Origin of the sequence: Agrobacterium bohemicum, from assembly GCF_002896715.1 — a bacterium.
GTDB lineage: Bacteria > Pseudomonadota > Alphaproteobacteria > Rhizobiales > Rhizobiaceae > Agrobacterium > Agrobacterium bohemicum.
Genome location: NZ_PGEL01000028.1, coordinates 804615 through 828938, shown reverse-complemented (window position 1 = coordinate 828938; position 24324 = coordinate 804615). Strand labels below are relative to the sequence as shown.

19 protein-coding genes and 1 riboswitch are annotated in these 24324 nt (G+C 57.0%); of the genes, 9 read left to right on the top strand and 10 right to left on the bottom strand.

The features are described 5' to 3' along the window. Positions 1-2: 2 nt before the first annotated feature. The 7 genes from nirD to CUC55_RS22560 form a co-directional block, all read right to left on the bottom strand. Entirely contained in the window at positions 3-332 is a 330-nt protein-coding gene (gene nirD, locus CUC55_RS22590) for a nitrite reductase small subunit NirD (RefSeq protein ID WP_067651338.1), read from the bottom strand. A 102-nt stretch (positions 333-434) separates the two neighbouring features. After that, entirely contained in the window at positions 435-2885 is a 2451-nt protein-coding gene (gene nirB / locus CUC55_RS22585) for a nitrite reductase large subunit NirB (protein WP_103089191.1), read from the bottom strand. Positions 2886-2890: 5 nt separating this feature from the next. Continuing rightward, on the bottom strand, positions 2891-3688 hold the full coding sequence (locus CUC55_RS22580; protein WP_067651332.1) for an ABC transporter ATP-binding protein: 798 nt from the start codon (positions 3686-3688) through the stop codon (positions 2891-2893). Between the two features lie 13 nt (positions 3689-3701). Further along, positions 3702-4595 carry a nitrate ABC transporter permease gene (gene ntrB / locus CUC55_RS22575; RefSeq protein ID WP_067651330.1) on the bottom strand — a complete coding sequence of 298 codons (894 nt, stop codon included), beginning with the start codon at positions 4593-4595 and terminating at the stop codon, positions 3702-3704. 18 nt (positions 4596-4613) lie between these two features. Beyond that, positions 4614-5912: a CmpA/NrtA family ABC transporter substrate-binding protein gene (locus CUC55_RS22570; RefSeq protein ID WP_103089190.1), complete on the bottom strand. Its 1299-nt coding sequence runs from the start codon at positions 5910-5912 to the stop codon at positions 4614-4616. A 383-nt stretch (positions 5913-6295) separates the two neighbouring features. Further along, positions 6296-7561, bottom strand: coding sequence for a CmpA/NrtA family ABC transporter substrate-binding protein (locus tag CUC55_RS22565; RefSeq protein ID WP_103089189.1), 1266 nt, complete (start codon positions 7559-7561; stop codon positions 6296-6298). 31 nt (positions 7562-7592) lie between these two features. Further along, a complete protein-coding gene (locus CUC55_RS22560; protein ID WP_103089188.1) occupies positions 7593-8180 on the bottom strand; it encodes an ANTAR domain-containing response regulator in 588 nt (195 codons plus the stop codon). Positions 8181-8330: 150 nt separating this feature from the next. On the opposite strand from CUC55_RS22560, the gene CUC55_RS22555 reads away from it, so the two are divergent. After that, complete coding sequence (locus CUC55_RS22555) at positions 8331-9044, top strand: FadR/GntR family transcriptional regulator (protein WP_067651319.1); 714 nt, start codon at positions 8331-8333, stop codon at positions 9042-9044. Here the strand turns inward: CUC55_RS22555 and CUC55_RS22550 are convergent. Continuing rightward, positions 9041-10471, bottom strand: coding sequence for an aspartate ammonia-lyase (locus CUC55_RS22550; RefSeq protein ID WP_103089187.1), 1431 nt, complete (start codon positions 10469-10471; stop codon positions 9041-9043). The genes CUC55_RS22555 and CUC55_RS22550 overlap by 4 nt on opposite strands. 294 nt (positions 10472-10765) lie before the next feature. Here CUC55_RS22550 and CUC55_RS22545 point away from each other — a divergent pair, with 294 nt between their 5' ends. The 6 genes from CUC55_RS22545 (at position 10766) to CUC55_RS22520 (ending at position 18998) form a co-directional block, all read left to right on the top strand. Then, on the top strand, positions 10766-12235 hold the full coding sequence (locus tag CUC55_RS22545) for an amino acid permease (RefSeq protein ID WP_103089186.1): 1470 nt from the start codon (positions 10766-10768) through the stop codon (positions 12233-12235). A 2-nt stretch (positions 12236-12237) separates the two neighbouring features. Next, positions 12238-13194, top strand: a complete 957-nt coding sequence (locus CUC55_RS22540; RefSeq protein WP_103089185.1) for an asparaginase — start codon at positions 12238-12240, stop codon at positions 13192-13194. 64 nt (positions 13195-13258) lie between these two features. Beyond that, the gene (locus CUC55_RS22535; RefSeq protein WP_103089252.1) at positions 13259-15598 is read left to right on the top strand and encodes a glucose/quinate/shikimate family membrane-bound PQQ-dependent dehydrogenase; all 2340 of its coding nucleotides are present in this window, start codon (positions 13259-13261) and stop codon (positions 15596-15598) included. Positions 15599-15741: 143 nt separating this feature from the next. Next, positions 15742-15964, top strand: a riboswitch (cobalamin riboswitch). A gap of 191 nt (positions 15965-16155) precedes the next feature. Next, a complete protein-coding gene (locus tag CUC55_RS22530) occupies positions 16156-17187 on the top strand; it encodes an ABC transporter substrate-binding protein (RefSeq protein ID WP_067651304.1) in 1032 nt (343 codons plus the stop codon). Between the two features lie 3 nt (positions 17188-17190). Next, positions 17191-18210: a FecCD family ABC transporter permease gene (locus CUC55_RS22525; RefSeq protein WP_067651301.1), complete on the top strand. Its 1020-nt coding sequence runs from the start codon at positions 17191-17193 to the stop codon at positions 18208-18210. After that, positions 18207-18998 (top strand): ABC transporter ATP-binding protein, encoded by a 792-nt coding sequence (locus CUC55_RS22520; RefSeq protein WP_103089251.1) that lies wholly within the window; start codon positions 18207-18209, stop codon positions 18996-18998. The genes CUC55_RS22525 and CUC55_RS22520 overlap by 4 nt, the downstream gene beginning before the upstream one ends. A 499-nt stretch (positions 18999-19497) precedes the next feature. Here the strand turns inward: CUC55_RS22520 and CUC55_RS22510 are convergent, their stop codons facing one another. Next, positions 19498-20514: an NAD-dependent epimerase gene (locus CUC55_RS22510; protein WP_067651415.1), complete on the bottom strand. Its 1017-nt coding sequence runs from the start codon at positions 20512-20514 to the stop codon at positions 19498-19500. 13 nt (positions 20515-20527) lie between these two features. After that, positions 20528-21835, bottom strand: coding sequence for a UDP-glucose dehydrogenase family protein (locus CUC55_RS22505; protein WP_103089183.1), 1308 nt, complete (start codon positions 21833-21835; stop codon positions 20528-20530). A 236-nt stretch (positions 21836-22071) separates the two neighbouring features. Between CUC55_RS22505 and CUC55_RS22500 the strand changes: the two genes are divergently transcribed. Both CUC55_RS22500 and CUC55_RS22495 read left to right on the top strand, forming a co-directional pair. Further along, complete coding sequence (locus CUC55_RS22500; protein ID WP_245417807.1) at positions 22072-23286, top strand: adenylate/guanylate cyclase domain-containing protein; 1215 nt, start codon at positions 22072-22074, stop codon at positions 23284-23286. A gap of 150 nt (positions 23287-23436) precedes the next feature. Then, positions 23437-24324, top strand: a complete 888-nt coding sequence (locus CUC55_RS22495; protein WP_103089182.1) for a DMT family transporter — start codon at positions 23437-23439, stop codon at positions 24322-24324.

Sequence of the window (24324 nt, the reverse complement as noted above, 5' to 3'; positions counted from 1 at the left end):
GCTCACTCCGCCGCGATCATGAGGCTTTCAATTGATATCGACAGTTTGCCGTCCACATTGCGCACGGGAATGGAGCGTACCGCACCTTCATCCGCGCCCAGCGCCTTGCCGGTTTCCAGCGAAATCACCCAATTGTGCAGCGGGCATGTAACCGATGCGCCGTGGACAATGCCTTGGCTGAGCGGCCCGCCCTTGTGTGGGCAATGATCCTCGATGGCATAGACATCGTTGTCCGCCGTGCGGAACACGGCGATCTTGCCAGATGGCGTTTTCACGCAGCGTGCGCCGCGCAGAGGAATGTCGGAGATATAGCCGATATCGACCCAGTTCATTGCGTTTATCCTGTCCTTGTCGATGATGTCTCCGGGTGGNCGAAAACTCCTCTTTCCGCCCACCCGACTGCCCACGCGCCCGTCACGCCTTGCGGCGGTCGGTCACTCTGCGGCTTGATTGAAGCCGATGGTCGCCATCGGTTTGAACTCGTGCTTGTGCTCGCCGGACACGCGCTCCGACCATGGATCGACCTGCGCGAATTTCTGGCTGAAGACGAAACGTTCGAAGTAGGCTTTGCGCTTTNCGGCATCGCCCATGATCTGGCGGCGAACCTCGTCATAGCCGATGCGCTTGGCCCATTTGTAGATGCGTTCGAGGTATCGCCCTTGTTCGCGGTACATCTGCGTCAGTGCCACTATATGCTCCAGTGCCTCGTCTTCCGTCTTCACCAACCCCAGAACTTCCGTGCCCTTGATGTCGAGACCGGCGGCACCGGCGAAGTGGATTTCGTAACCACTGTCGACGCAGATCACGCCGATATCCTTGCAGGTGGCTTCGGCGCAGTTACGCGGACAGCCTGATACGGCGAGCTTCAACTTGGCCGGTGTCCAGGAACCCCACATGAATTTCTCGACGCGAATGCCGAAGCCAGTGGAATCCTGCGTACCGAAGCGGCACCAGTCTGAACCGACGCAGGTTTTGACGGTCCGAAGGCCCTTGGCATAGGCTTGACCGGAGATGAAACCGGCCTTGCCGAGATCGGCCCAGACGGCGGGCAGGTCTTCCTTTTCGATGCCGAGAAGGTCGATACGCTGGCCACCGGTCACCTTCACCATGGGTATTTCGAACTTGTCGACAACGTCGGCGATGGCGCGCAATTCGTTGGCGTTCGTCACGCCACCCCACATGCGCGGCACGACGGAATAGGTGCCGTCCTTCTGGATGTTGGCGTGAACACGCTCGTTGATGTAGCGCGACTGATAATCGTCGGCATATTCATCAGGCCAGTCGGACACGAGGTAATAGTTCAGCGCCGGGCGGCATTTGGCGCAGCCGCAGGAGGTTTTCCATTCCAGTTCCTGCATCACGGCGGGAATGGTTTTCAGACCCTTGGCCTTGATCAGGCGGCGGACATCATCGTGGCCAAGCTCTGTGCAGTTGCACATGGGCTGAACGGCGGCTGGGTTGTAACTATCGCCAAGCGTCAGCGTCATCAGTTGCTCGACAAGGCCCGTGCAGGAACCGCACGAGGCCGAGGCCTTGGTGTGGGCGCGTACATCATTCAGCGATGTCAGCCCCTTCGACGTGATGGTCGAGGTGATCTTGCTCTTGCAAACGCCGTTACAGCCACAGATTTCCGCATCATCCGGCAAGGCTGCAACGGCCGCCATAGGGTCCAGTGGGGACCCTCCCTGATAGGCTTGGCCGAAGATAAGGGTGTCCCGCATCTCCGAAATATCGGTCGCTTTTTNCTTTAGATCGTTGAACCAAGCGCCATCGGAGGTCTCGCCATAAAGAACGGTGCCGATGATGCGGTTGTCTTGGAGGATGACGCGCTTATAGATGCCTGCGGTGGCATCGCGCAGCACGATTTCTTCGCGATCATCGCCATCGGCAAAGTCACCGATGGAGAAGAGGTTGATGCCGGTGACTTTGAGTTTGGTCGGCGTGTCTGCATGCACGAAGGCCGGTGTTGTATCGCCCGCCAGATGCGAGGCGGCCACCCGCGCCATTTCGTAAAGCGGCGCAACGAGACCGTAGACCATGCCATCCACTTCAGCGCATTCACCGACCGATAGGATATCCCCGTCCGAGGTCTGCATGCCCGCATCCACGACGATACCGCGATTGACGGCAAGGCCTGCGTCTTTCGCGAGCCCCGCATTGGGCCGAATACCCACAGCCATCACCACCAGTGTTGCTGGAATGATGGTGCCATTGTCGAGTTCGATGCCCTCGACCTTATCGGTGCCGACGATCTGCTTGGTGTTGGCCTTGGTAATGACCTTGATGCCGCGATCTTCCATTGCTTTTTGCAACAGGTAACCTGCTGCCGGGTCGAGCTGACGCTCCATCAGCGTTGGCATCACATGCAGCACGGTAACATCCATGCCGCGCATGGCAAGACCTGCCGCTGCTTCCAGCCCCAGCAACCCGCCGCCGATAACGACGGCCTTTGCGCGGGATTGTGCGGCCAGCAGCATCGCATCCACATCATCGAGATCGCGGTAGGTGATGACGCCCGGCAAATCCTTGCCCGGAACGGGGATGATGAAGGGAACGGAGCCGGTGGCGATGACCAGCTTGTCGTAGCTTTCGGTGACGCCATGGTCGGAGGTTACCGTCTTGGCTGCACGGTCGATGTTGACGATGCGGTGGCCCTTGTAGAGCGTGATGCCGTGCTGGATATACCAGCCATCGCCGTGGATGATGATATCCTCATAGGACTTCTCACCCGATAGCACCGGCGACAGCATGATGCGGTCGTAATTGACGCGTGGTTCGGCATTAAAAATCGTGACCTTGAAGCGGCCCGGTGCTTTCTCGAGCAGTTCTTCCAGCATACGGCCGGGGGCCATGCCGTTTCCGATGATGACAAGTTTTTCTGTCATAGGGATTACTCCGCAGCTTCGACGAAGCGGTGACGTTCGTAGAGGAACTTCAGCACGGCTTCGCGGCATTTGAGGTAGGTTCGGTCGGAGGCAAGGTCGATGCGATGGCGCGGCCTTGGCAGCGGCACGTCGAGAATTTCACCGATATGGGCGGCGGGTCCATTGGTCATCATCACGATGCGGTCGGAAAGCAGTACGGCTTCATCCACATCGTGGGTGATCATCACCATGGTGTTGCCAAGACGAGAATGGATTTCCATCACCGCATCTTGCAAATGCGCGCGGGTCAGCGCATCGAGCGCGCCGAAAGGCTCATCCAGCAGCAGGATTTTCGGCTCCATGGCCAGCGCCCGGGCAATGCCGACGCGCTGTTTCATGCCACCGGAAATTTCCGATGGCTTCTTGTCCTTGGCATGGGCCATCTGCACGAGGTCGAGATTGCGCATCACCCAATCGTGCCGCTCGGCTTTCGATTTCGAGTAGCGGAAGACTTTTTCGACGCCGAGATTGACGTTTTCATAGACTGTTAGCCACGGCAGCAGGCTGTGGTTTTGAAACACTACGGCGCGTTCCGGGCCGGGTTCGTTCACTTCACGATTTTCCAGAAGGACGACGCCGGAGGAAACCTTGGTGAGGCCCGCGATGAGGTTCAACATGGTGGACTTGCCGCAGCCGGAATGGCCGATGACGGAGACGAATTCGCCCTTGCCAATGGTGAGGTTGATGCCCTTCAGCACCTCGGCGCGGACACCGCCCTTGTCGAAATATTTGTCGATGTGATCAAGCTTGAGATAGGCGTTCATGCTGCTCTCCTTCTCAGTTTGCCGCGCCGCGGGTGACGACATTGCCAAGCGCTGCCACCAGCTTGTCGAGGACAAAGCCGACGACGCCGATGTAAGCGAGTGCGACGATGATGTCGGGCAGGCGCGAGGAATTCCACGCATCCCAGATGAAGAAGCCGATGCCGACGCCACCCGTCAGCATTTCAGCGGCAACGATGGCCAGCCAGGAAAGGCCGACCCCGATGCGCAGGCCGGTGAAGATGTAGGGAGCGGCCGAAGGCAGCATGATCTTGTAGAAAAACTCCAGCTGGTTCAGCCGCAGCACCTTTGCTACGTTGCGGTAATCCTGCGGGATGTTGCGAACGCCAACGGCGGTGTTGATGATGACGGGCCAGATGGAGGTGATGAAGATCACGAATATGGCGGATGGATTGCTGTCCTGAAAGGCAGCCAGCGACAGCGGCAGCCACGCCAGAGGCGGCACGGTGCGCAGCACCTGAAAGATCGGGTCGAGACCGCGCATCGCCCAGATCGACTGGCCGACGACCGCACCGAGGATGACGCCTGCGATGGCGGCCAGGCCGAAACCATAGGCCACGCGCTCCAGCGAAATCAGAACACGCCAGCCAAGCCCGATATCCTGTGAGCCGTTGACGAAGAACGGATAGGCGATCAGGTCATAACTTTCCTGAAACACCTGGCTCGGTGGCGGCAAGGTTGCGCCGGGGGACGAACAGAGCATCTGCCAGATGCCGAGCATCAGCACCAGCACGACCAGCGGCGGAACGACATTGCGGGCGATGGCCGCTGCGATCTTTTTGGCGTTCAGCGTTGGTGCCTTGCGGCGGTCGATGGCAATCACGGTGCCGCTTTTCGGAATGGCGGTGGCCGTTGCCATGCTGTCTGTCTTGCGGGCGGTTGCGGTCATGGTTTTGTCCTGTCGCGTTTAGGAGGCAGCTTTGATCGAAAGGCTGTCGAGATAGGCGGATGGGTCTTCCGGGTCGAAAACCTTGCCGTCGAAGAAGGTCTCCTTGCCGCGGGATTTGGACGTTGGGATATCGGTCGCAGCCACGCCCAGTTCCTTGGCGGCTTCGCGCCACAGGTCTTCGCGGTTGACCTGGGACACCAGCGCCTTGATGTCGGTATCGGGCGCAAACTTGCCCCAGCGGACATTCTCGGCGATGAACCAGCTGTCATGGCTCTGGAACGGGTAGGACGCGCCATCTTTCCAGAATTTCATCTGCAAATCGGTGCCGTGTGCCACGCGGCCATTGCCATAATTGATGTCACCCTTCAGGCGACCCAGCACGTCCTTCGGCGGAACGTTGAACCACTGGCGTTTACCCAGAATGGCCGACATCTCATCCTTATTGTTCATGCTGTCGCACCATTGCTGGGCTTCCATCACGGCCATGAGGATGGCTTTTGCGGCGTTCGGGTTCTTCTCGACCCAGTCGGCGCGCATGCCCAGCGCCTTTTCGGGGTGACCCTTCCAAAGTTCGCCTGTGGTACAGGCGGTAAAGCCGATGCCCTGGTTGACCAGTTGCTCGTTCCACGGTTCGCCCACACAGAACACATCCATGTTGCCAACCTTCATATTGGCAACCATCTGCGGTGGCGGAACGACGATAGTGGACACATCCTTGTCGGGGTTGATCCCTCCAGCGGCCAGCCAGTAGCGAATCCACAGATCATGCGTGCCTCCGGGGAAGGTCATGGCGGCCTTGATTTCCTTACCCTCGGCCTTCTTCTTCTCAAAGGCAGCCTTCAGCTTGGAAGCATCCATCTGAACGCCGGTGTCGGCATATTCCTTGGCAACCGAGATGCCCTGGCTGTCGAGATTAAGCCGGGCGAGAATAGTCATCGGTACCGGTACATTGTTCTGCGTCACCTTGCCGGTGTGCATGAGGTAGGGCATGGGGGTGAGAATATGCGCGCCATCGATGCCATTGGATGCGCCGCCCAGAACGAGATTGTCGCGCGTCGCACCCNAGGATGCCTGCTTGGCAACTTCCACATCTGGCATGCCATATTTGGCGAAAAGTCCTTTTTCGGCTGCGACAACAAGCGGCGCTGCATCCGTCAACGCGATATAGCCAAGTTTTGCACCGGTCACTTCAGGTGTCGCCGCTGCCGCAAATGCACCAGATGGGAAGGCGGAGCGGATTGCGGTGATCAGCGCAGCGGTCGCCGTTGTCTTCAGTATGCCGCGGCGGCTTATATTGCCTGTGAATGTCGGTTTCATTCATGTTCCCCATTTTTNAAAGCCGCCGTCAGGGCGCCTGTTTCCCAAGTGCAAAAGCAAAAGTGCAAAAACAAAAAAACGCCGCTCGGAGATTGCGTTTGCCGGGAGGAGGTCCCGATCAGCAAAAACCTTGCGACGTCGATGTCGTTGGTAAGCAGCAATGAAGCGCTTTTATCCCCGATCGCCGTTGACCGAGTGTTTGATATCAAGCAAACGCTATGCCAGTTTGCTGGGAAGTAAAATAAGTCTTTGATAAGGAAACGTTATTACTGGAATGCTTGTATTTTTTNCAAAATTTAATCGTGAAGATTACGGCTCATATTTNGCGCACATGATGTCATTACAGCTTTTTCGGTGCGCAGCATTTGTGCAGTGCGTTATAGTCAGGCGTCCTCAGCGCTGGCAGAGCCGAGGTTTCCTGCACTGACCGGGAAGTTCTTCACGTAGTCCTCAATCGCGCTCGGGTCGAAGACATGGCCGTCCATGAAACGGTCGCCATCCGTGTTGCCTTCTACCCGCGTATCGGATTCTGGCGGTGTATTATCTGCGCCCAGAGCATTACGATAGAGATCGCTGCGATAGGCCGACGCCGCAGCCTGTGCTGCGTATGGCGTGAAGCTCGCTTGTCCCCAGCGGATCATCTGGCTGTAAATCCATAGCGCCTGACTTTTACGCGGATAATTCGCGAAATTATCGTGGAAGGTGAAGTAGCGTTCGATCACTCGTTGATTGCCCTCGGCATCGACATTGAAGCGTCCGGCCAGAACCTGCCGGATGATCTCCACGGGTGCGGCGATGTATTTCGCATCCGCCAGTGTTTCGGCCAATGCGCCGTGATTTTCAGCACTGTCGCACCAGCGGGCGGCTGCATCCAGCGCCACCAGCAGGCGTGAGACGGCTTCGGGCTGCGCATCCGCCCATTCCGGACGCATGCCTATCACCTTTNCCGGTGCCGATGGCCAGATGTCCTGCTTGGCGGCAACGATGCGGCCGATGCCGCGTTCGCTCGCTATCATATTCCATGGCGCGCNGACGCAGAAGCCCTCGATAGAGCCTGCTGCCAGCGCGTCGGATGTCAAAGGCGGCGGCACGACCACGAGTTTGACGTCCCGGTCGGGATCGATAGAGCCTGCCGCCAGCCAATAGCGGAACTCGTAATTATGCGACGAAAACGGATAGGTGACGCCGAAGGTCGGAATGGGTTCGCCCCGTTCGCGCATATCATCGAGAAGGGTCTTGAGCGCTTTTGCATTTTCAAGCGCGCTCGCCGTCTGTGAAATTCCCGTCACCTCACGCATACGCGCAAACAGTCGTGTGGAAAGCGTAATGGCATTGCCGCCGCGCCCCAGCGAAAACGGAGTGATGGTGGGGGAGGGATTTGACCCCAGATCCAGCATCGAAGCAACTGGCATGGGAGACAGCATGTGGGCAATATCGAATTGCCGGAATGCCAGGCGATCACGGACATTGGCCCAGGACACGTCCTTGACGAGGTCGAGTCGAAGGCCTTCGCGTTCGGCAAAGCCGAATTCGGCGGCGGCGATGAGGACAGACGCATCGACAAGCGGAATAAAGCCCGCGCGAAGGGTGCGCTGGCTGTCACTGCCAATAAGAGCGGGTGCGTTGTCGACGCTGCCGATGATTGTCATTGTCCTGCTTCCTCTCCTGTCCTTGCGCCGCTCACATCAGCAAGCCTGCTGCAGTGACCACGCTTTGCGCGATATCGGACAGTTTCTTCTTCTCGTTCATTGCCGTCTGACGCAGAAGTGCAAAAGCTTCCTCTTCCGAAAGCCCGCGCATTTTCATGAGAATGCCTTTGGCGCGCTCCACGATCTTGCGGTCTTCAAGTGCCGATTTCGCCTCGGCCAGTTCTTGCTTGAGGCGGCTGAAGGCGTTGAATCGGCTGACCGCCATATCAAGAATGGGTTTGACCCGCTCTTTCTTCAGCCCGTCTACGATATAGGCTGAAACACCCGCCTCGACAGCCGCTTCTATGGAGGCCGTATCCGAGCGATCAACGAACATGGCGATGGGTCGCCCCACCGTGCGGGTCAGTTGAAACAGATGTTCCATCATGTCTCTGTTGGGNNTTTCGATATCGATGACGATGACATCGGGACAGAGTGTGTCGATGATACGCGCCACGCCGTGGACTTCGTGGATCACGGTGACGCGGTCATGCCCGGCCTCTCGCAGACCCTCTTCGATAATGGAGGCGCGAATGGCATTTTCATCGATCACCAGAATGGTCAGGTCGCGCTGCGTCATCGCGCATAGATGACGCAGCGCAAAATTATTTGCAATCTTTTNCAGCGTGATTAAAAAATGTGCGTATTGGCTATTTTGTTTTGTACCAAAACATTTCTCCTCCGCTTCAGCGGCTTGACAAGCTTCGCATGTTTATAAAATGTCACTCCCATGAGTGCAGGGGTGGACTGGTTGTCAGAAACAAGTCCGATCAACCGTAAAAGTGCGGCGGAATCGGTGTTTGAAGATTTGCGTATGGCAATCGTTTCAGGACGGTTGACTGTGGGTACACGGCTGCCTGCGGAAACGCATCTGGCAGGCCGATACGGTGTCAGTCGACCGATTGTTCGCGAGGCTTTACGGTCTTTGCAAACACTAGGTATGACGCAGACGCGGACCGGCAGCGGCACTTTTGTTCTGACGGATCGGCCAAGTCCTGAATTGCGCTATGGTGGCTATTCCGCCCGTGATCTGATTGAGGCCCGGCCTTATATCGAAGTCCCCGCGGCAGGTTGGGCTGCGGTGCGGCGGACCGGCGAACAGCTATCGCGAATGGTAAAGCTCTGCGACGCCATGGATGCGCAGGAAGATCCGCACAAATGGGTCAAGCTAGATTCGGAGTTTCACAGCGCCATTGCCGAGGCATCCGGGAATTCGCTGTTTGCCAAGGTCGTGTCCGATGCGCGAGATTCGCTTAGCCAGCAATCGGGTTTGCTGAACATCATGGCCGACCGGCGTGTGGCCTCCAACGTCGAGCATCGGCTGATTGCCGAAGCCATTGCGGCCGGGTCTGATGAGACTGCCCGGAGCGCCATGGAAGCGCATCTCGGGCAGGTCAAGCAGATCATTACCGCCATCATGCGCGATGAAAACCTGGTGCGCTAGAGCAGGTCTTTAGCCTCGCGGGGCGCGACCGTGTTATTGAGCCATGGCAGGTTTGCCAGCAATTCCGGTCGCAAGGCCTGCTTAAGTTCGTCGGCTGTCATGTAGCCTTTTTCCAAAACCACCTGCGGCACCGTGCGACCAGACACCAGTGCTTCCTTCGCCACTTCCGTCGCGGCATAGTAGCCGATCAGCGGGTTGAGCGCGGTGGCGATGCCGAGAGATTCTTCCAGCCTGCGGGCCATGATCTCGATATTGGCCGTGATGCCGTCGACGCAGCGGTCTGCCAAAGTGCGGCAAGCGGCGCTGAGTTGCGATATGCTGTCCAATAGCGACCTTACGATAATCGGCTCGAACGCATTGAGTTGAAGCTGACCGCCTTCTGCCGCCATGGTGATGGTTATGTCGTTGCCGATAACGGCAAACGCGACCTGATTGACGACCTCTGGAATGACCGGATTGACCTTGCCCGGCATGATGCTGGACCCGGCCTGAACCGGGGGCAGGTTGATCTCACCGATGCCTGCGCGCGGCCCGGAGGAAAGCAGGCGCAGGTCGTTGCAGGTCTTGGACAGTTTCACCGCGACCCGCTTCAGGACGCCGGACAGATGCACGAATGCACCGGGGTCCTGTGTTGCTTCTATGAGGTCGGCGGCGGTGACCAGTGGACGACCAGTCAGTTCGACCAGATGTTTGCAGGCGACTTCCGCATATCCAGCTGGCGCATTCAGGCGTGTGCCAATTGCTGTAGCACCCAGGTTGATTTCATGGAGCAACGCTGCCGACTCGATGAGGCGCAAGCGATCTTCGCCGAGCATCACGGCGAAGGTTCTGAACTCCTGGCCCAGCGTCATCGGCACGGCGTCCTGCAACTGCGTGCGACCCACTTTCAAAATGCCGTCGAATTCCTTGGCCTTGCGCTCGAAGGCATCCTGCAAANTCAGCATCGATGCTGCCAGCTCATCGATGGCTTCGATCAGGGCGAGATTGATCGCCGTCGGGTATGCGTCATTGGTCGACTGGCTGAGATTGACGTGGTCGTTGGGGTGCAGATGCGCGTAATCACCCTTGGCATGGCCCAAANTCTCAAGCGCACGATTTGCGATGACTTCGTTGGCGTTCATGTTTGTGGATGTTCCTGCTCCGCCCTGGATGGCGTCCACGATGAATTGCTCGTGCAGTGCGCCATTGCGAATGTCACGGCAGGCCTGTGTAATGGCGTCCAGCCTTGTCCGGTCCAGCAATCCAAGTTCGTGATTGGCATTCGCGGCTGCTTGCTTGACGAAAGCAAGGCCACGAATGAGATGAGCATAGCGGCCGATGGTCATGCCGGTGATCTGGAAATTTTCGACGGCGCGGGCTGTGTGAATGCCCCAATATGCCTCGGCTGGAATGTCTTTCACGCCCAGTAGATCGTATTCTTGACGCATGTCCACAACAGTTTCCTCCCCATGAAAAATCAAATATCTGTAAAGCTGCTTGACAGATTTAATACGCTTATGCCTACTGATTGATGTCGTCAAGCAGCTGTGAAGAAGGATTGACGACGTGGGAAAGGGGCGATATCTGGGATAAAATCTGTCTTGCAGCATTACAGAATGATATTTTATTCACGCATTTAATGCGTTTTAATAGAAGGCAGGAGCAGCTGAACCCTCGTGTCAGATGATTGGTCTGATGTGACGGTGGGATCGGCTTGACACGTAAGCTCTAGGGAGGGGCGAATGTCAGTGAAAGAGTTGAGCACGACACATCAAAAANCCGAATCCAGGGAAGACCAAGGCTTTCACAAGGCGCTCAAACCGCGCCAGATTCAGATGATTGCCATTGGTGGTGCCATTGGCACAGGCTTGTTTCTGGGGGCAGGTGGACGTCTCGCCGCCGCTGGACCGGCTTTGATTTTCGTCTACGCCCTTTGCGGCTTCTTTGCTTTTCTGGTGCTGCGCGCGTTGGGTGAATTGATCATGCATCGCCCGACGTCAGGCTCTTTCGTGTCCTATGCGCGCGAGTTCTACGGCGAGAAAATGGCATTTGCAGTCGGTTGGATGTACTGGCTTAACTGGGCCATGACATCGGTTGCCGATGTGACCGCCGTCGCCATTTACATGAATTTCTTCAAGCAATATCTTCCGTGGATGCAGGGCATCGACCAATGGGTCTTTGCGCTAGGCGCGCTGTTGATCGTGCTGGCCATGAACATGCTGTCGGTCAAGGTGTTTGGCGAGCTGGAATTCTGGTTCAGCCTCATCAAGGTGGTGGCCTTGGCAACATTCCTCGTCGTCGGCATCTACTTCGTCATTTTCGGCACGCCGATCGAGGGCCATGTTACGGGCTTCAGCCTGATTACGGATAATGGCGGCTTTTTCCCCAATGGTATTCTGCCTGCCTTCATCATCGTCCAGGGGGTAGTATTCGCTTATGCCTCGATCGAGTTGATCGGCACCACCGCGGGTGAGACGGAAGTTCCGCGAAAGGTCATTCCCGGAGCTATCCGCACCGTCGTCTTCCGGCTGCTGGTGTTTTATGTCGGCTCGGTCCTGCTGCTGACGCTTCTCTTGCCCTATACCGCCTACAAGGCGGGTGAGAGCCCGTTCGTGACCTTCTTCGGTTCCATCGGCGTCGAAGGTGCCGATATCATCATGAACCTCGTGGTATTGACTGCGGTTCTTTCTTCGCTGAATGCCGGTCTTTATTCGACTGGTCGTATTCTCCATTCCATGGCCGTTTCCGGTTCTGCACCGGCGGCGCTCGCTAAAATGAACAAGGCGGGCGTGCCCTATGGCGGCATCGCGGTGACCGCTGTTGTCACCGTCATTGGCGTCATTCTCAACGCCATCGTTCCCGCCGCCGCGTTCGAAATCGCGCTCAATGTTGCGGCGCTGGGCATCATTTGCGCGTGGGGTGCCATCGTGTTATGCCAACTCAAGCTGTGGCATCTGTCCCGGCAGGGGAAAATGAATCGTCCTGATTTCAAAATGTTTGGCGCGCCTTATACAGGCGTCCTGACGCTTGTCTTCCTCTTCGGTGTATTGGTGCTGATGGCGATGGATTATCCGGCTGGGACATTGACTGTGGGTTCGCTCATCATCATCGCGCCGGCTCTTGTGGTGGGGTGGTATCTGCTGCGCAATCGCATTCACGAACTGGCGAAAGCAGATGTATTGAGCGGCGCTGGTGCGCGGAGTGAAAATTGAGAATGACGGAATCAAAACTGCTGGTGGCCGTCATTGCCACCGGCGGCACCATTGCCAGCGAACGCGATGAAACCGGCGTGGCCAAGCCATCTCTGACAGGCGAGAATCTGCTGTCCGATGTGAGCAAAAGCGATGTGCAGGTGAAGCCGATCGAGCTCATGGCGAAGGATTCGTCCAGCCTGACCCTGGCGGACATGCAGACCATCAGCGATGCGGTGGGCAGAGAGCTAGCCGACCCTGAGGTATCGGGAGTCGTTATTCTGCACGGCACGGATGCTATGGAGGAAAGCGCGCTTCTGGTGCATCTCCAGCATAGCCTGACCAAGCCGGTTATTTTTACCGGCGCGCAGTTTACAGCCGATCATCCGCAGGCAGATGGCCCAGGCAACCTTTCTGCGGCCATCGCTGCATCTGTTGATCCATCCAACACGGAAAAAGGCGTCCTGCTGAGTTTCGGCGGTAAGCTGTTGCCCGCATGGGGGCTTTACAAGCGCTCTGCTGACGAGCCCGATGCCTTCGATCTTTCTGGACATGCCATTTGTCCAGAGAGCCCCGGCTTTACCGGAACGGTCAAAGACATCCGAATAGACATCGTCGCCATCTATCCCGGTTGTGATGCTGCCCATATCGATGCCAGCCTTGAGGCTGGCGCAAAAGGCATCGTGCTCGCTGGACTGGGGTCTGGCAATGCCAATACTCTTATCGTTGATGCCCTTAACCGTTGCCGTGAGAGCGACGTGCCTGTCGTAGTGTCCAGCCGGGTTCCCGTTGGTGAACTTGTTGCCGGTTATGGCGGCGGCGGTGGCGGTTACGATATGGGTGCTGCGGGCGCCATTCACTCCCGGACATTGCGCGCAGGGCAGTCGAGAATCCTGCTCGCCGCCATGATTGCCTCATCGAAAAAACGTGCCGATATGGCGGATGCGTTCGGTGATTTTCAAAAANTGGCGAAATCGTGATTTTTTNGGGAACCTTTGGGATCTGATCCCGTTTCACCGGCTGGGAGACCACCGGGGGCCTTTTATGGCAGTGACATCGACTGCAGTCGTCCTGACTCTTATTGGACTTGCAATTTTTGGCTTTGGTTCTCAGCTCGTCATGCTGGGCGGAAGTTTTTATTACGCATTGGCAGGCATCGCATTTGTGGTGACTGCCGTTCTTCTATTTCAGAGAAACAAGGTGGCATTGCATTTCTATGCCGCTTTCGTCNTCGCGACTTTGTTGTGGGCGCTGTGGGAAGTCGGTTTCGACTGGTGGCAGCTCGGACCGCGCGGTGGCTTCATCATCCTGATCGGAATGTGGCTGTTGATGCCATGGATCAGAAAGCCGCTCGGCTTCACCAGCCCTACCGGCACGTCTTATGGTGCCAATGCGGTTCCGCTGCTGACGGCAGTTCTGGTTTCGGTGGGTGCTGCAGCATTTGCGATGACGCAAGACCCGCATGATCTGGAAGGCAACCTCTCAAGTGAGATCGTGACGTCGGCGCCGAGCTACGGCAATGACGTGCCTGACAATGAATGGCATCAGTATGGTCGCACATCATATGGTCAGCGCTATTCTCCACTGTCTCAGATCAATGCGCAGAATGTGAATGGGCTGAAAGAAGCCTGGCGCTACCAGACCGGCGATGTGAAGTTGCCTGATGACGTTGGCGAGACGACCTATCAGGTCACTCCCCTGAAAGTCGGAAACTCGCTCTATCTTNGCACACCGCACAATTGGGCTATTGCCATCGATGCGGCAACCGGCAAGGAAAAGTGGAAATACGACCCGAATGCTGGAATGAATCCTGATCGCCAGCATCAGACCTGCCGTGGGNTTACTTATTACGCCGACCCCGCAGCCGAAAGCGGTTCCTTCTGTGCAGCGCGCGTTTACCTGCCAACGTCGGATGCAAGGTTGATTGCACTCGACGCTGCGACAGGTCAGGTTTGCACGACATTTGCCGACAAGGGCACTCTTCTCCTGACCTCCGGCATGGAGCACAATCCGGCTGGCTATTATTATTCGACATCCCCGCCTGCCATTGCAGGCAACAAGATCATCATTGGCGGCGCGGTCAACGACAACTACTCGACGCAGGAACAGTCCGGCGTCATCCGTGCGTTCGACGTGTCCACCGGTGCATTGATCTGGAATTGGGATTCGGGGAACCCTACCCAGACCCAACCGCTTCAGCCGGGTCAGACCTATACGACCAACTCTCCCAACAGCTGGTCGGTATTCAGCGTCGATGAAGCGCTTGGGCTCGTATACATCCCATTGGGAAATCAGGTTCCGGATCAACTCGGCATGGGTCGGAGCGAGAATGTCGAGAAATATTCCTCGTCTATCGTGGCACTGGATGTGAACACGGGGCAGGACAAATGGGTTCGCCAGTTCGTGCATCACGATCTGTGGGACATGGATGTTCCGGCGCAGCCTGTCTTGCTCGACATTACCAAGAAAGACGGGCAGACGGTTCCGGCACTGGTCGGCCCAACCAAGCAGGGTGATATCTACGTTCTGGATCGCCGCAGCGGTGAGCCTATTCTGGCCATGACAGAAGAGAAGGCCCCTGGTGGTACGATCCCGGAAGATTTCAGCGCTCCGACGCAGCCGACATCCGCTTTGTCGTTCAAGCCTGATCCGTTGGTGGAGAAGAACATGTGGGGCGTCTCCATGTTCGATCAGCTGGCATGCCGCATCAAATTCCATCAGCTGAACTATGAAGGCCGCTACACGCCTCCATCCCTCAACGGATCGCTGATCTATCCAGGCAACTTTGGCACTTTCAACTGGGGCTCAGTTGCTGTCGATCCTGAGCGTCAGGTCATGTTCGGTATGCCGACTTATCTGGCCTTCACGTCGAAACTCGTTCCACGCGACCAGATTCCGCCACGCGGTCAGGACGAAAAGGGTAGCGAGCAAGGCCTGAATCGCAACGATGGTGCGCCTTACGGTGTGTTCATGGGCCCATTCCTTGGACCATTGGGTGTTCCTTGTCAGGCTCCACCATGGGGCTACGTCGCAGGTGCCGATCTGCGAACAGGCGATGTTGCTTACAAACACAAGAACGGCACCGTCTATGACATGACGCCGTTGCCACTGCCCTTCAAGGTAGGTGTGCCCGGTATTGGTGGACCGATGATTACCAAGGGCGGCGTCGCGTTCCTCGGTGCAGCGGTCGATAATTACCTTCGCGCTTATGACCTGACATCCGGCAAGCAGCTTTGGGAAGCGCGTCTTCCAGCGGGTGGGCAGGCAACGCCGATGACCTATGCGATGGAAAATGGAAAGCAGTATGTGGTGATGGTTGCTGGCGGACATGGCTCTGTGGGCACCAAGCCCGGTGACTACGTCATCGCCTATACACTGCCTTAAAAACCTATCGAGACGTCGATGTTGGAATGGCCGGGAAAATCTTCCCGGCCATTTTTTGTTGTGCTGGCACCAAAGCGAATTTAGGGCTTGCGATAAAATGTAATAACATTACAAAAGCAATGCTTGACGACTCGTTTCCAATACGTCTATCTGGTTGTGACGGTTTCGAGCGAGTGATCGCAAGAAATAATAGGGAATGCGGTGCGAGCCTTCGGGATCTATGCCGCAGCTGCCCCCGCAACTGTAAACGGATTGTCCAACCCTTTGCCGCTCTTACAAGCGTCATGCCACTGCGAAATTTCGTGGGAAGGTGGGTGAAGACGCCAATCCGTGAGCCAGGAGACCTGCCGTCGAAAGTTCATTCCAATGTCACGGGCGGGGATGCCTGGAACAGGAGACGTCGTGATTGCATCGAGCGCCAGCCAGCGCCTTATTCCATCTGCCATGTCCCGGTTTCGGATCGTTTCAGCACGTGTTCTTTCGGACTGAAGGTCTAAACATGCTCACGCGGCTTTGCCTCAATGGCTGCCGCTGACGATTTCGGGGACTGATCGGAAATGACATTCAATTTTAAAAAAACCGTTTTTGCTGCGAGTTTCGCTGCAATGTCGATTGGCCTGGCGGCGCCATTCGCGCATGCGGCAGAGACGACCTATCCCTTGACGCTGAAGAATTGCGGACGAGATGTAACCTATACGCATGCGCCTGAGCGGACTGCNTCGCTCGGCCAGAGTACGACGGAAATTCTCTATCTGCTGGGTCTTGCCGACAAGGTGGTCGGCACCGCCGTCTGGATCGGCCCCGTCATCAAGGGCTATGAAGATGCCAATGCCAAGATTAAACGGCTGGCCGATAACGACCCGAGTTTCGAAAGCGTTCTGGCCACCAAGCCGGATCTCGTCACGGTGCAGTTTCAGTGGCATGTCGGTCCTGAAGGGATCGTTGCCAAGCCTGAACAGTTCGAAGAGCTGAACATCCCAGTTTATACATCGCCTGCCGATTGCACCGGTAAAGACAATTCCGGCGGTGGAGATGGCGTGCGCCACTCCGTATTCTCGATGGATCTGATCTATCAGGAAATCACCGAACTGGCGCAAATCTTCAATGTTCAGGACAAGGGCGAAAAGCTCGTTGCCGACCTGAAGGCGCGTGAAGAGGCTGCCCGAAAGAAAATTGCATCCGCAAACGGTAAGCTTTCTGCCGTGTTCTGGTTCTCCAGCGCGGAACTCGATATCGATCCTTATGTCGCGGGCAAGAACGGCGCACCCGGTTACATCATGTCGGCACTCGGCATCAAGAATGTCATCAATAGCGAAGAGGAGTGGCCGACGGTTGGTTGGGAAACGATCGCAAAGTCGGAACCCACCCTCATCGTTGCTGGCAAGATGGATCGCAGGCGTTTTCCGGCGGATGACATCGCGCTCAAGCAGAAGTTCCTCAAAGAAGATCCCGTCACGAGCCTGATGCCCGCCGTCAAACAGGGCCATATCGTCATCATGGATGCGCAAGCCATGAACCCAACGATCCGCACCATCGAAGGCATCGAAGTTCTGGCCGACGCTGTCGTCCAGCTTGGGCTCTCCAAGTAAGTCATGGGTGCATGTTTCACCCTTACCCGTGCCGTCTTGCTTACAGTCGGGTGCCTTGGCCTGGCTCTCTGGTTCGGTGCCGCCATTGGTGAGACATCCATTCCCTTGGATGTCGTCGCCAAGACGGTGGCAAATCGTGTGTTTCATGCGGGCTATCCGCTGGATGCCATCGATGAAGGCATCATCTGGAACTACCGCCTCAGCCGGGCGGTCGTTGCCGCTTGCTGCGGTGCCGCACTGGCGCTTTCCGGTGTTGTCTTGCAGGCGTTGTTGCGCAATCCGCTCGCAGATCCCTACATTCTCGGCATTTCGGCGGGTGCTTCTACGGGTGCGGTCAGCGTAGCCATTCTTGGGTTCGGCGCTGGCATGCTGACCATGCCGCTGGGTGCATTTCTGGGTGCGCTGGTGGCATTTGCTCTTGTCAGTCTGCTGGCCTTTCGCGCTGGCCGGGGAAACAGTGCGATCATTCTTGCGGGCGTGGCGGGCTCACAGCTGTTCAACGCGTTGACATCTTTCATCGTGACCAAGGCAGCCAATGCCGAGCAGGCGCGGGGCATCATGTTCTGGCTGCTTGGCAACCTTTCTGGCGTGCGCTGGTCGGATGTCTGGCTGGCGTTGCCTGTTACCATCATCGGTCTTGTCGTGTGTCTGTGTTATGCACGCGCGCTCGATGCCTTTACCTTCGGAGCACAATCGGCCGGGTCTCTGGGTGTGCCGGTTCGGCGTGTCTACATCGTGCTCACCGGCGTCTCCGCACTGATGACCGGCATCATGGTCAGCATTGTTGGCTCCATCGGCTTTATCGGTCTGGTCATTCCCCATGCCGCACGCATGATCGTCGGCATCAGACATGGCCGTCTTCTGCCAGCGGCAGCTTTGACGGGTGCGGTGTTCATGATCGCCGCCGATATTCTGTCGCGCACCATTGTCACCGGTCAGGTCCTTCCCATCGGCGTCATTACCGCCTTGTTTGGCGCACCGGCCTTCGCGCTCATTCTCAGCCAGCGCAGGAGGGCAATATAATGCTGACGGCCCGAAATCTTTGTTGGTCTGCCGGTGGTGTCGACATCGTCAAAAATGTCAGTCTCGACATCACGCCGGGCGAGTTTCTCGGTATCGTCGGGCCAAACGGTTCCGGTAAANCCAGTCTCATGTCGCTGCTGTGCGGTCTCAAGAAAGCGAAATCCGGCGCGGTCGATCTGGATAGCAATGACATGCAGAGCCTGAACCGTCGGGATGTTGCGCGCCACATCGCATTGGTCGAGCAACAGGCGGAAACACAGGAGCATATCAACGCTCGCCAGGCTGTGGAGCTTGGCCGCACACCGCATTTGGGTGCCCTGTCTCCATGGTCGAAAAACGATGATGCCATTGTGGATCAGGCAATGCAGGATGTCGATGCGCATCATTTGACCAAGCGCATGTGGCACACGCTTTCCGGAGGGGAGCGGCAACGTCTGCACATCGCCCGCGCACTGGCGCAGAAGCCTGATATTCTGCTGCTGGATGAACCGACGAACCATCTCGATATCGGTCACCAGATCGCGCTCCTGCATCTCGTTCGCAAGCAACGCCTGACAGTCGTCGCAGCCCTGCACGATCTCAACCACGCGGCGATGTTCTGTGACCGCGTTGCCGTGATGAAAGGCGGTCAGCTGGTGGCTCTCGGTAAGCCGTCAGCGGTGTTTACGGCAGAGCTGATCGGCGATGTCTTCGGTGTCGATGTGACCGTCGAGCGGGAGGATGGCGACATCTGTCACATCCGCTACCGCCCGCCACGCGACGACAGCAACCCATATTCAAAGGCGTGACTTGTTTCCGATTTCGGATGTGCATCTCTTGAATTGAGGAGGCGGCCTCCCACATTCGGTTCAACCCGCTGGTCCGGGCCCCTCTGGTGGAAGTTTCGGTGCTTTCACGATGTCGGACCTTTNCCGACATATACGCCGAACATTCAGAGGTTCACTCATGATTTCCGATATTGCCGCATGGTTCATCACCCTTTTTGTGCTGAGCCCCATTCAGGCCGACGTGCAGGAGCGCATGCAGGGCGCGAATGCGTCTGCACAATCCATTCAGCAATCGCAGCAGTGCATCACGGCGCAGGGACCTAAACTGATTCAGCGTGCTGGCGAAGACCCTTCCTGGGCAATCGCGACAGCAGTGGGCTACACGATCGGCTGGACATCGCCTTCGCAACTGCTCGACGCTAACGATCCGAACTGCGCCGAGTTAACCCGGCTTTNGCAGGGCAATGAGGGCGAAGAGGCAAATAGCTGAAGCTGAGACAAAATCCGGCAGCCTGAATCATCAGGCCTTGCCGGATTGCCAGCTGCGATACCATTCCACGAAGGCAGCAACGCCGGTTTCGATGGTGATGTCAGGCGCATAACCGGTCAGAGCCCGCAACAGATCGGGTGACGCAAAGGTACGTGGCACATCACCCTGCTGCATCGGCAACATGTTGCGAATGGCTTTTTGCCCCAGAACGGTCTCGACCGTTTCGACAAAGCGCATCAACTCCACGGGCTGCCCACCGCCAATGTTGACGACGCGGAACGGTGCGTGTTTCGACAGGGTGTCGGTGACGCCCTCTTCGGTCACTCGGTTGTCTTCGGATGGCGCAATGTGGCTCAGCCGCACGATGCCCTCGACCAGATCATCGATGTAGGTGAAGTCGCGACTCATCTGGCCTTCGCCGTATATGTCTATGGGCTCGCCCTTCAAGATCGCATCCACGAATTTGAACAGCGCCATATCCGGGCGTCCCCACGGGCCGTAGACGGTGAAGAAGCGGAAGGCCGTTGTCGGTACCTTGTGCAGATGGGCATAACTATGCGCCATCAGTTCCATCGACTTCTTGGTGGCGGCGTAGATCGTCATCGGCTCGTCGGCGCGATCACTTTCCGCGAAAGGTACTTTTTCATTGGAGCCGTAGATCGATGACGTGGATGCGAGCATCAGATGCTTGGGCTGAAGCGTTTTTGCCAGCTCCAGAATATTCCAGGAGCCGATAAGGTTCGAGTTCACATAGTCCTTGGGGCAGTCGATGCTGTAGCGAACTCCCGCCTGTGCGGCGAGGTGGATAATCACCTCCGGCTCGGCAAGATCAGCGGCGCGGTTGAGCGCATCCACATCTTCCAGCATCCCGATCTGGGCCTTGAAGCCGTTGGACCGCGCTAGAATGGCGTGGCGCTTTTCCTTCAGGGCGACGTCGTAATATTGCGTCATTCCATCAAAGCCGACGACGAAATGTCCCTCATCGAGCAAGCGCTTTGCCAGATGAAAACCGATGAAACCCGCCGTGCCGGTAATCAGATATCGCATGTTCTCGCCTTGCTTATGATGAACGGCCGATGCCGGCATAGGTGAAGCCGTGAGCCGTGACTTCATCCGGTCGATAGATATTGCGCAAATCTACCAGCACCGGTGACGCCATGATCGATTTCAGCCTGTCGAGGTCGAGCGCGCGGAACTGGTTCCATTCGGTCACGATTACCACCGCATCGGCATCCTGCGCCGCCTCATATGGGCCGGTCGCATATTCGATGCCTTCCATCAGCGGGCGCGCATTGACCATGCCTTCCGGGTCATAACCCGTCACCTTGGCACCCGCATCCTGCAATGTCTGTACGACGGCAATTGCCGGGCTGTCGCGCATGTCGTCCGTGTTTGGCTTGAATGTCAGGCCCAGCACGGCAATCTTCTTGCCTCTGATATCACCGCCGACGGCGGCAATGACCTTGCGGCCCATTGCACGCTTGCGGGTGTCGTTGACGGCAATCGTCGTCTCGATCAGGCGAACGGGGCTGTCGAAATCCTGAGCGGTCTTGGCAAGCGCGAGCGTATCTTTCGGAAAGCAGGAGCCGCCATAGCCGGGGCCGGCATGCAGAAATTTTGCGCCGATGCGGCCATCCAGGCCGATGCCACGCGAGACGTCCTGAACGTCGGCACCGACCTTTTCGCAAAGATCTGCCATTTCGTTGATGAAGGTAATCTTCATGGCAAGGAAAGCGTTGGCTGCGTATTTGATCAGCTCGGATGTGCGGCGCGTGGTAAACAGCAGCGGCGACTGGTTGAGGTAAAGCGGGCGATAAACTTCCGTCATCACCGGCCGGGCGCGCTCGTCAGACAGACCGACAACGATGCGGTCGGGACGCTTAAAGTCATCGATGGCTGCGCCCTCGCGCAGGAATTCCGGGTTGGAAACGACGGCAATATCAGCGCTTGGGTTTNCCTCGCGGATGATGCGCTCCACCTCGTCGCCGGTGCCGACCGGCACTGTCGATTTGGTGACGATGACGGTGAAGCCGGTCACGGCTGCGGCAATTTCACGGGCGGCGGCATAAACGTAAGCCAGATCGGCGTGGCCATCGCCACGGCGCGATGGTGTGCCAACCGCAATGAAAACGGCATCCGCATCCGCCACAGCACTTTTCAGGTCGGTGGTGAAACTCAGTCGGCCAGCCTTGGCATTGTTTGCCACGATCATGTCGAGGCCTGGCTCGAAAATCGGAATCTGACCGTTTTTCAGCGCCTCGATTTTTTCGGGCATTTTATCGACGCATATGACGTCATGACCGAAATCGGCAAANCAGGCACCTGAAACCAAGCCTACATATCCGGAGCCAATCATTACAATACGCATCAAAAAACCTTTCGGGATCAAGGCCGACTATAAAACTTGCCAGCCGCACATGCGCTAAACAGCATTTCGGATAGGTGTTTATCTGCCTTCGCTGCCGGGGCCAAGCGCGCAGGCTGTTTTCAACGGACGATTTCAAGAATTTGTTGTAAATGAAGCTGATGCCAAGGCACCGTAGGGCTTGTGAAGCGTTCATCAAACATATCTTCTGCTGCTCATTCCAGGGAACATCGGTATCCATGATCCAGCAATCCTGCCTTTCGGAAATTTCGCTCTGGCTTTCGCAGCAAGGCTATGAAGGCGTTGCCGAAGAATCTCTGTTGTCCGGATTTTGCGAGCGATGCAACGCCGCTGGCATCAGCATTTCCTCGGCACTGATATTGATGGATACGCTGCACCCGGATTTNGAGGGGCATGCGTTTCGCTGGGATAGCCACGATGTTTTCGAATCGTCCAGCGTCTATGATTTCACCGATGACGGAAAGGCGCGCGAGGCCTGGGAGAGTTCGGTATTTTNCCATCTGATCAAGGAAAATGCTGATGAGGCGCGTCACCGGTTTTTTCTCGGTGAAGACACGAAATTTCCAAAGCTATCCGAACTGAAGCAAGCCGGACATACGGATTATCTGGCGGCGATCCATCGTTTTACGGATCGCGGGAGCATCGGTGAAATGAATGCTTTCTATTCGCATTGGCTGACCCGACATCCTGAAGGCTTTCACGACGACGAGCTTGCCGCCTTGCGCTTGCTGTTGCCGACGCTCGCTCTTGCGTTCAAAGCCGCTTCCTGCATGCGCATCATCGGCACGATCAGCGACGTCTATCTGGGCCGCGATGCTGGTCGCAAGGTCATGAGCGGCACGATCACCCGTGGGGAGGTCGAACGTATCGATGCCGTCTTGTGGTTTTCCGATCTGCGGGATTTCACCGGCATTTCAGACCGGGCGGAGCCAGATCAGATCATTCCGTTTCTCAACGACTATGCGGGTCTGGTCATCGACGCGATCCACGCCCATGGCGGCAGCGTGCTGAAACTGATCGGCGATGGGGTGCTGGCAATCTTCCGTGATGCCGACCAGCGCGCAGGATGTGCGGCGGCACTGGCCTCGGAAATCACGATGCGTACCAATCTCACCGTGCTGAACGACAGGCGACGGCAGGAGGGCTTGCCGACGACGGATGTCTATCTCGGCCTGCATGTGGGTGAGGTGTTTTACGGTAATATCGGCAGTCGCAACCGGCTGGATTTTACGGTGGTCGGACCCGCTGTCAACATGGTCAGCCGCATCAGCAGCCTGTGCGGTTCGGTGGATCGCGATACCGTTATGTCCCGCGAGTTCATGGCGATGTGTCCGGAAGATATGCGCGGCTTCATGGTATCCATGGGGCGTTATGCTTTGCGTGGTTTTGCAAGGGCGCATGAGCTCTACACCATTGACCCGGAAATGTGCTGATTGCAACGTGAAGAAAGAGAGAACGGTTTTCCCGCGTTCATGCCTTGCGCTCTGGTCGTCTCAGGCGTAGCCAGACTACGGAGATAGCGTTCAAGCCGGGTATCGAGTCTCATCCCATGCCGCCCGGTTGTCGCTACGGGAGCGGTTGCCATGCAAANGGGTTTTCTACTGGGGCTGCTTGCCTATGCCAGCTTTNCCTGTGGAGACGCCACCATCAAGTCGCTCGGCTCGCAGGTTAGCGTCTTCGAAATCGGCTTTTTCAGCATCCTGTCGTCCGCATCCCTCATTTTCTTCTTGAAACCAAAAGAAGAGCGCTGGCGCCATTTCTGGCGCATGAGCAGGCCGTGGGCCGTGCATGGGCGGGCGATTTCCGGCCTGTTCGCGGGCATTTTGGGCATTTATGCGTTCACTAACGTGCCGCTTGCAGAGGCCTATGCGCTGATTTNCCTGTCACCGCTTTTCGTTACCATCCTGTCGGCGTTGGTGCTGAAGGAAGATATTGGACTGTGGCGCTGGTCTGCGGTCATGGCTGGCATCGTTGGCGTGTTGCTGGTGGTGCGCCCCGGTTTCAAAACACTGGAACTCGGGCATTTCGCAGCGCTTTGCGTGGCCTTTCTCGCGGGCCTGACCATCGTTCTTCTGCGCTCGCTCGCCGGACGGGAAAAGCGCACATCGATCATGGGCGTGCTCATTATGTATGGTTTGACGTTCAACGGTATCCTGATGATCCCGGAGTTTCAGGTTCCAACGCTGAACCAGATCGGTGCCTTCATCGTCATCGGCATGTGCACCGCTATCGGCCAGATAACCCTGCTGACGGCGACGAAGATTGCCCCTGCCAGTCAGATCGCCCCATCGCACTATTCCCAGATATTATGGGCGGTTGCCATCGGCGCGTCCTTCTTCGGCGAGTATCCGGATACGCTTGCGATCTCCGGTCTGGTGGTCATAGCCTCTGCCGGATTGCTGACTATGATGCGTGAAAAANTCCGCCTTGGCATCGTGCGGTGGAATCCGTTTTTCCGCAACAGACTATGA